The sequence below is a fragment of the Exiguobacterium sp. SH31 genome, assembly GCF_001816105.1.
In the GTDB taxonomy this organism is placed as follows: Bacteria; Bacillota; Bacilli; order Exiguobacteriales; family Exiguobacteriaceae; genus Exiguobacterium; species Exiguobacterium aurantiacum_A.
Window position 1 is genome coordinate 1 of record NZ_LYTG01000085.1, and the last position, 8,705, is coordinate 8,705.

9 protein-coding genes and 1 pseudogene are annotated in these 8,705 nt (G+C 50.3%); 6 read left to right on the plus strand and 4 right to left on the minus strand.

Annotated features, from left to right (window positions below; all coding sequences use genetic code 11):
* The 4 genes from A6395_RS11860 to A6395_RS11875 form a co-directional block, all read left to right on the plus strand.
* On the plus strand, window positions 1-1,041 hold a 1,041-nt coding region (locus A6395_RS11860; RefSeq protein WP_071399183.1), incomplete at its 5' end, for an ABC transporter ATP-binding protein.
* A complete protein-coding gene (locus A6395_RS11865; protein WP_016509413.1) occupies window positions 1,028-1,849 on the plus strand; it encodes an ABC transporter permease in 822 nt (273 codons plus the stop codon). The genes A6395_RS11860 and A6395_RS11865, both read left to right, overlap by 14 nt.
* On the plus strand, window positions 1,846-2,640 hold the full coding sequence (locus A6395_RS11870; RefSeq protein WP_071399184.1) for an ABC transporter permease: 795 nt from the start codon (window positions 1,846-1,848) through the stop codon (window positions 2,638-2,640). Before A6395_RS11865 ends, A6395_RS11870 begins: the two co-directional genes overlap by 4 nt.
* Window positions 2,637-3,707 carry an ABC transporter substrate-binding protein gene (locus tag A6395_RS11875; RefSeq protein ID WP_071399185.1) on the plus strand — a complete coding sequence of 357 codons (1,071 nt, stop codon included), beginning with the start codon at window positions 2,637-2,639 and terminating at the stop codon, window positions 3,705-3,707. The genes A6395_RS11870 and A6395_RS11875 overlap by 4 nt, the downstream gene beginning before the upstream one ends.
* 51 nt (window positions 3,708-3,758) lie before the next feature.
* Here A6395_RS11875 and A6395_RS11880 read toward each other — a convergent pair whose 3' ends face one another.
* The 3 genes from A6395_RS11880 to exaC all read right to left on the minus strand — a co-directional run bounded on the left by A6395_RS11880 (window position 3,759) and on the right by exaC (window position 6,525).
* Entirely contained in the window at window positions 3,759-4,490 is a 732-nt protein-coding gene (locus A6395_RS11880) for a nuclease-related domain-containing protein (RefSeq protein WP_071399189.1), read from the minus strand.
* Between the two features lie 153 nt (window positions 4,491-4,643).
* Window positions 4,644-5,003 carry a DUF779 domain-containing protein gene (locus A6395_RS11885; RefSeq protein WP_071399186.1) on the minus strand — a complete coding sequence of 120 codons (360 nt, stop codon included), beginning with the start codon at window positions 5,001-5,003 and terminating at the stop codon, window positions 4,644-4,646.
* A 1-nt stretch (window position 5,004) separates the two neighbouring features.
* Window positions 5,005-6,525, minus strand: a complete 1,521-nt coding sequence (gene exaC / locus A6395_RS11890) for an acetaldehyde dehydrogenase ExaC (protein ID WP_070328957.1) — start codon at window positions 6,523-6,525, stop codon at window positions 5,005-5,007.
* A gap of 222 nt (window positions 6,526-6,747) precedes the next feature.
* Between exaC and A6395_RS11895 the strand changes: the two genes are divergently transcribed.
* Entirely contained in the window at window positions 6,748-7,281 is a 534-nt protein-coding gene (locus A6395_RS11895) for a YceI family protein (RefSeq protein WP_071399187.1), read from the plus strand.
* Window positions 7,282-7,308: 27 nt separating this feature from the next.
* On the opposite strand, the gene A6395_RS11900 is transcribed toward A6395_RS11895, so the two are convergent.
* A complete protein-coding gene (locus A6395_RS11900; protein WP_071399188.1) occupies window positions 7,309-8,292 on the minus strand; it encodes a metal-dependent hydrolase in 984 nt (327 codons plus the stop codon).
* An 85-nt stretch (window positions 8,293-8,377) separates the two neighbouring features.
* Between A6395_RS11900 and A6395_RS11905 the strand changes: the two are divergent.
* Window positions 8,378-8,705, plus strand: a pseudogene (locus A6395_RS11905) (A/G-specific adenine glycosylase); the annotation flags it as partial.

Sequence of the window (8,705 nt, forward strand, 5' to 3'; positions counted from 1 at the left end):
GAAAATATTAACTTTGAAATTGAGCGTGGAAAATTTTACACGCTGCTCGGTCCTTCGGGATGCGGAAAGACAACGATTCTGCGGATTATCGCCGGATTCACCGATGCGACAGAAGGTGATATCGAGTTCAACGGGAAGCGAATCAACGACGTGCCAGCGAACAAACGACAAGTCAACACGGTCTTTCAAGATTACGCCTTGTTCCCGCACTTGAACGTATACGAGAACGTCGCTTTCGGTTTGCGCATCAAGAAGATGAAAGAAGCGGACGTCAAGACAAAAGTCGAACAAGCGCTCAAATTCGTCAACTTGAAAGGCTACGAGTCACGTGAAATCGATGAGATGTCAGGCGGACAACGTCAACGCGTCGCCATCGCCCGTGCCATCGTCAACGAACCGGAAGTCATCTTGCTCGATGAGCCGCTTTCAGCGCTCGACCTTAAACTTCGGACCGAGATGCAGTACGAGTTGCGCGAACTTCAACAGCGTCTCGGCATCACGTTCATCTTCGTTACCCACGACCAAGAAGAAGCGCTCGCCATGTCTGACGAGATTTTCGTCATGAACAATGGGGAGATCGTTCAAAGCGGGACACCGACAGACATTTATGACGAGCCAATCAACCGCTTCGTCGCTGACTTTATCGGGGAGTCGAACATTGTTCCTGGTGTTATGCCGGAAGATCACCTTGTCACGTTTGCCGGGAAAACGTTCGATTGTGTCGACCAAGGGTTTGACCGCAATGAAAAAGTCGAAGTCATCATTCGTCCAGAAGACTTGGAGATGACGTCGGTCGACGCGGCGAAACTCGTCGTCGATGTCGACTCACAACTGTTCCGTGGCGTCCATTACGAGATTTGCTGTTACGACCAAGAAGGCAACGAGTGGCTCGTCCATTCAACGAAGAAATCAGTCGTCGGGTCGAAAATTGGGCTCACGTTCGATGACGAAGCGGTTCACGTCATGCGTCTAGGCGAGACCGAAGAAGAGTTTGACCGTCGTCTCGAATCGTATGAGGAGGTCGCCCATGAATCAAACTAGTCAAACCGCCAAGACGGTCTATTTGACGACGTACTGGATATGGATTGCGCTGTTCGTCATCGCGCCGCTACTCCTCGTCGTCTACTACTCATTTTTTGATATCGAAGGGAACTTGAGTTTAGAGAATTATCAGATGTTCTTCACATCGACTTACTTGACGATGACACTGTCTTCGTTCTGGTATGCGTTTCTCATCACGTCCTTCTCGCTTCTCATCGGGTATCCGACCGCGTATTTATTGACGAGAACGAAACATAAGCAACTCTGGCTGTTGCTCATCATTTTGCCATCATGGATCAACTTATTACTGAAAGCGTACGCGTTCCTTGGTATTTTTGGAACGTACGGCATCACGAACCAATTTTTAGAGGCGATCGGCATCGGGACGAAACAGATCTTATTCACGGACTTCAGTTTCGTATTCGTTTCGGTTTATATCTTCATCCCGTTCATGATTTTGCCGATCTACAACGCGATCGAGAAGCTGCCGCCGTCGCTCGTCTACGCGTCGCGTGACCTCGGTGCCTCGAACTGGACGACGTTCCGTCGCGTCATCTTTCCATTGACGCTCGACGGGGTGAAGTCAGGGATTCAAATCGTCTTCATTCCGGCGTTGTCGCTCTTCATGATCACGCGCCTCATTGCCGGAAACCGTGTCATCACGCTCGGGACGGCGATCGAACAACAATTTCTCGTCACGCAAAACTGGGGCATGGGGTCAACAATCGCTGTGTTCTTGATTTTGGCGATGATACTCGTCATGGTCATCACACGTGACTGGGGCGCGAAAGGAGCGGTGCGTCGATGAAGAAGAAAAAATTCAAGTTAGCGAATCTGTATTTGATTGCGGTGTTCTTTATTCTATACGCACCGATCCTCTATTTAGTGTTTTACTCGTTTAACAGTGGGGGAACGATGAGTAACTTTGAAGGGTTTACCCTCGAGTGGTATAAATCGTTGTTCACAGATACCCGTTTGCTCGTCATCGTCTTGAACACGATTGTCATTGCACTCTTGTCGGCGACCATCTCGACCGTGCTCGGTGTCATCGGGGCGCTTGCCATTTATACGGCACGGCAACGGTTCACGAAGACGTCGCTCTTATCGCTCAACAACGTCTTGATCGTCAGTCCGGACGTCATCATCGGAGCGTCGTTCCTCATTTTGTTCACGATGCTTGGCATTCAGCTCGGGTTCTATTCGGTGCTCTTGGCGCACATCGCGTTCTCGGTTCCGATTGTGGTCATTTTAGTGTTACCGAAACTTCAAGAGATGAGCCCGACACTGATCGATGCGTCGCGCGACCTTGGAGCGGGCTCGTGGGACGTGCTCACGAAAGTCATCTTGCCATATATCACGCCAGGTATCTTCGCAGGGTTCTTCACGGCGCTGACGTATTCACTCGATGACTTTGCGGTGACGTTCTTCGTCACGGGTAACGGCTTCACGACGCTTGCCGTCGAGGTCTACTCACGGGCACGCCAAGGGATCTCACTTGAGATCAACGCCTTGTCGACGCTCTTGTTCGTGTTCACGCTCATACTCGTCCTCGGTTATTACGTACTCGCACAACGGAGTACGAAGGAGGTAAGACGATGAAAAAACTAGTCATCATGTTGACGGTGCCGCTCCTCGTCAGTTTCGGTTTGTTGGTTTGGGTGTACCAAATCAACATGGCCCAAGGGTTTGGCGGCGATAACACACTCGTCGTCTACAACTGGGGCGATTATATCGATGAAGAATTGATCGGCGAATTCGAAGAAGAGTCCGGGCTCAAAGTCATCTATCAAACGTTCGACTCGAATGAGGCGATGTTGACGAAAATCGAGCAAGGCGGTACCGCGTTTGATGTCGCCGTCCCGTCCGATTATGCGATTAGTAAGATGATTGAAGAGGACTTACTCTTGCCGATCGATTACGACAAACTCGAAAATTTCGATAACATCGACCCACGCTTCCTCGACAAGTCGTTCGACCCAGGCAACACGTACTCGGTCCCTTACTTCTGGGGGACGGTCGGGATCGTCTACAATCCTGAACTCGTCGACGGTGAGATCACATCATGGAACGACTTGTGGGACATGCCGCTCGAGAATGATATCTTGCTAGCGGACGGGACACGAGAAGTGATGGGCTTCGGTCTCAACTCGCTCGGCTATTCGCTCAACACGACGGATCGTGATGAACTGCTCGAGGCAGAAGCGAAGCTCGAAACGCTGTGGCCGAACATTAAAGCGATTGTCGGCGATGAAATCAAAATGCTCATGGCCAATCGTGAAGCAGCCGCAGCCGTCGTCTGGTCGGGTGACGCTTCTGAGATCATGTACGAGAACGAAGAGTTGACGTACGTCATCCCGGAAGAAGGGACAAATCTTTGGTTCGACAACCTCGTCATCCCGAGCACGTCTAAAAACATTGAAGGGGCACATCAATTCATCGACTTCATGCTCGATGCGGAAATCGCGGCACGGAATACCGATTATGTCGGGTATTCGACACCGAACGAAGCAGCACTTGAATTTTTAGATGAAGAAGTCACATCGGACGAACGGTTCTATCCGTCTAAAGACGTGACAGATGAGCTTGAAGTGTACGAAAACCTAGGCAAACGCATGAACGCGTATTACAACGAGTTGTACTTGCGCTTTAAAATGCAGAGTAAATAAAGTAAGTCCCGCTCAAGCGTTTGAGCGGGACTTTTTAGGCTGATTCTTATATTAACCGAGCGGAGATTTTGTCTGCCTGATGGCGTCGATGTGCGCTTCCTTGACCTCGATGCTCGCGTTCATATAAGGAAGGAGTCGTTCATACACTTCAATCCGTTCAGCTGCCGTCAATCGAGGTTCACGAGAGGCCATCATTTGCTTCGCCCATATTTTTCGATTCAACACAGGAACGCTAGACGACTCAACCCGCTTCAACGTAGAGCGGTCACTGAAGACAATCCAGGAGTGTAAATAGCTTCGATCGAGATGTAGTAGCTGTTCGATTGCCCGCATATGGAGTTCATTTTGCTTAATCGGATTGTAGAATTTAAACTTCTTTCGATTGGATAAAGCCTGTGTCCACTGTCGATCTTTTTCCCGTCCGAAGATCCAACCGCTATAATTTTTGGACTCGATGACGTGAACACCGCTCTCATCGATGAACACCACATCGACTTCTGTCGTCCGGTCACGTTTTGTTGGATGAGGCAAATACAGGTTCGTCAAGATGAGCGGGGCGAGTCGGCGCGCCTCAAGTTCAGCAACACAGCGGTACTCTCCATATAATCCGATATCTTGCACGACTTTGATGTAGCGATGACCGGTCTGAGCAAAATATTGACTTTGTTTATACCGTTTTACTTTTGTGTACACGATTGTCCCGCAAATCAAAAAAAGCGGGACGGCAAAACTGAGTAATGCGACGAATACACTTCCAAGTACTTCGTTTAATAATTGGCTCATCATCATTCTCCCTTCTTATCTACGTTCACTATACAAGATGACGAGAAACGATTGAGTGATTTTTGGGGATTATTGGAAATAAGAAATTGAAAAGTACACGGTGAATCACAAAAAAGACCAGCCATCTGTTAAGATGACTGGTCAAAAAAACAATCAAGACTGTTGCAACTCGGCACGCTCCTCGTCTGTGAACACGCGGGAACGGCTCAAAAACCGTTTTCCTTCGACGCCTTCGACCGAGAACATGCCGCCCCGGCCGTCGACGACGTCGATGATGAGCTGGGTGTGCTTCCAATACTCATACTGCTTCTCGTGGATATAGAACGGACAGCCGCCGATCTCTCCGAGCAGGACGTCGTGATCGCCAATCATGAACTCATCTTGCGGGAAGCACATCGGTGAGCTCCCGTCACAGCAACCGCCCGACTGGTGGAACAGGAGCGGACCGTGTTTCGCAATCAACTGCTCGAGGAGCGCGAGCGTGGCGGGGGTGGCCTCGACGCGACGCACCATCTTAAAAGAACCCGAGTTTTTGTTCGCTGTAGCTGACGAGCATATTTTTCGTACGTTGGTAATGGTTGAGCATCATCTTATGATTCTCACGTCCGATCCCAGACATTTTGTAACCGCCGAACGCGGCATGGGCCGGATACTGATGGTAACAGTTGATCCAAACACGACCCGCTTGAATCTCACGGCCGAACCGATAAGCCCGGTTCATATCGCGTGTCCAGACGCCGGCACCGAGTCCATAGAGCGTATCGTTCGCGATGGCGAGCGCGTCCGCGTCGTCCTTGAATGTCGTCACCGACAAGACTGGACCAAAGATCTCTTCTTGGAAGATGCGCATCTTGTTGTGACCTTTAAAGATGGTCGGCTGAACGTAATAGCCGTCGGCGAGGTCACCGTCCATCATGTTACGCTCACCGCCGATCAAACATTCGGCTCCTTCGGCTTTTCCGATCTCAAGATACGATAAAACCTTCTCTAGCTGTTCGTTCGATGCTTGAGCACCCATCATAACGTCAGGGTCGAGCGGGTTGCCGAGCTTGATCGCTTTGACGCGTTCGAGGACGCGTGCCATAAACGGCTCATAAATCGACTCGTGGATGAGGGCGCGCGATGGACACGTGCACACTTCGCCTTGGTTCAACGCGAACATGACGAGCCCTTCGATCGCTTTGTCAAAGAAATCATCGTCCGCGTCCATAATGTCGGCGAAGAAGATATTCGGTGACTTGCCCCCGAGTTCGAGCGTCACCGGGATGATGTTTTGCGACGCGTATTGCATGATCAATCGGCCCGTCGTCGTTTCGCCAGTGAACGCGACTTTGTCGACGCGGTTACTCGAGGCGAGCGGCTTGCCGGCCTCGAGTCCGAAGCCATTGACGATATTGAGCACGCCTGGCGGCAGCAAGTCTTCAATCAGCTCCATCAGTACCATAATCGAGGCCGGTGTCTGTTCGGCCGGTTTTAAGACGATGCAGTTGCCGGCGGCGAGTGCCGGTGCGACTTTCCAGATTGCCATCAAAATCGGGAAGTTCCATGGGATGATTTGAGCGACGACGCCGAGCGGTTCCGCGAAGTGATAGGCGACCGTGTCGTTGTCGAGCTCGCTGATGCCGCCTTCTTGCGAGCGGATGACACCGGCGAAATAGCGGAAGTGATCGATCGCGAGCGGCAGGTCGGCGTTCAACGTCTCACGGACGGCTTTTCCATTCTCCCACGTCTCCGCGTAAGCGAGCATCTCAAGGTTTTCTTCCATTCGGTCGGCAATCTTGTTTAAAATGACCGAGCGTTCGGTGACCGATGTTTTGCCCCAGGCGCCTTTGGCGGCATGGGCCGCGTCCAGTGCCAGCTCGATATCTTCTTTCGTCGACCGAGCGACCTCGCATAACACTTTACCATTTACCGGAGAGGTGTTCTCAAAATAGTCTCCCCCTGAAGGTGCTGTCCACTTTCCGTTGATGTAGTTCTCATAGCGGTCCTTGAACTGGACTTTCGTGCCTGCAGAGTTTGGTACTTCATAAATCATGATCGTTCCTCCCTTTTCCGTAAAGTATAGGGGCTCTATGTATGCGCTTACATTTTGTAGTAAGCCAATAGCTCCCTTTTTCATCCTAACGGGTTGCGGTGATAAAAGTCAAAATTTTTTGACAATAATTTGACACAATTATTTCGAGATGTTTTGAAGTCAAGATTTGTGGTAAAAACAATATTGTGGAATCAATTTCAAATCGAAGGAGTGGACGTATTCATGGCAAAAACTTATCAAGTCGACCCAGCACACAGCTCAATCACGTTTACGGTGAAGCATATGATGATCTCGAAAGTGAAAGGCGAACTTAAAGAGTTTGCGGTTGATGCGAACGGACAGCCTGACGATTTAGCGAATGCACGGGTAAGCGTGACGATCAAAGCGGCCTCGATTGACACGAACAACGGTGACCGTGACGCACACTTACGGTCGGGCGACTTTTTCGACGCCGATCAACATCCGGACATCGTCTTCGAGTCGACATCATTCCAAGCGAAAGGCGGTAACGAGTTCGCTTTGACCGGTAACTTGACGATTCGTGGAACGACGCGCGAGGAGACGTTTGAAGTCGAGTATGAAGGCAGTGCGAAAGACCCGTGGGGCAATATGAAGCACGCCTTTACCGGAGACGGGACGATCAACCGGGAAGATTACGGCTTGACGTGGAACCAGGCGCTTGAAGCCGGCGGTGTCCTCGTCGATAAAAAAGTGAAATTTGAATTTGAGCTCCAATTCACGGAGTCTGAGGCATAAGAAAAAGTCGCTCGTGAGAGCGACTTTTTACTGTTCATAGACAAGTTTCTTTTGTAGGCTTTCTTCGCTGAACACCCAACCGGTGAACGAAGACAAGACTTCGTTCGACTCTTCGTCGACGATGACGACAGCGACGAACGGGTAGATGTCTTTCGAGAAGTAGCGCAAGTTGGTGAATCGGTACTCGATCATGCCGTTGTGACGTGTGACCGTGTACGTGTGAATTTTTGAAAATGCCAAGAACGACTGCAAGTCTGCATTTTTACGAGCTTCGACGAAGTGCAGGTCGTCTTCGCCAGGCATCGCCTTGTCACGGAAGCGGCCACATTCGATGACTTCACCTTTTTTCACTTTGACCGCACCGAGTCCGTTGCGGAAACGAACGGCGACGTGCCAGTCGTCCCAACCAATACCTGGTGAGATAAAGAGCTCATGGGCACCGGCGAAGTGACGGGCGACCGTTGCGAGCGCACGGTTACGTAGTTTGAACTGAATCGCATAGTAACTGATGACGAGCGCAATGAGCAGTGCAAAAATCGGGACAGTTGCCCCTGTGATAAGCCATAATACATATGCTCCGTAATAAGCAGAGAACAAGTAGGGGTCAAACGTTCCGATGACGCCCCAGCCAATCCATTTCTTCGAGAAAGGTTGCAGGGCTTGCGTCCCGTAAGCGTTGAACAAGTCGACGGTGACGTGTAACAATACCGCGATTTGTGCCATGACCCATAATGAAGCAGGGTTGACGCCAAGTACCATACCGATGATGGCACTGACGATGATCGGCCAAGCAAGAAGTGCGGTGATTCCGTGTGAAAGACCGCGGTGCTGGCGTAAATACGTGCTGTTTCCTTTAAGTTTGAAGACGGTGTCAAAGTCTGGCGCATGCGAACCGACAAGAGCGGTAGCCGTCATAGCCAAGAACATTTGCGAATCATTTGCTACTTCCGGGCTAAGTGTCGCAAGGGCGCTTAAACCAAGGCCCATTCCAATGTGTGTCGCAGTATCCAATGTGCTTCAGCACCTCCGTTAATAAAGAAACGACGTTCAATGATCGCTACCATCATACAATATTTTTAAAACGAGGGGAAACAAAATGCTCGATATTGATAAATTGTTCACAAATTATACTATTCGTCAGTTCAATGAAAATTTACTCACCTGGTTCAATCGTGAAAAACGCGATTTGCCGTGGCGACACGGGAAAAATCCGTACCGGGTGTGGGTGAGCGAAGTCATGCTCCAACAGACGCGCGTCGATACGGTCATCCCTTATTACAACCGATTCATGGACCGCTTCCCGACGATCGAGGACTTAGCAGAGGCTCATCCCGACGAGGTCGTCAAATATTGGGAAGGGCTTGGATATTACTCACGCGTCCGTAACCTCCATCAAGCGGTAAAAGAAGTCGTCTCTACGTATG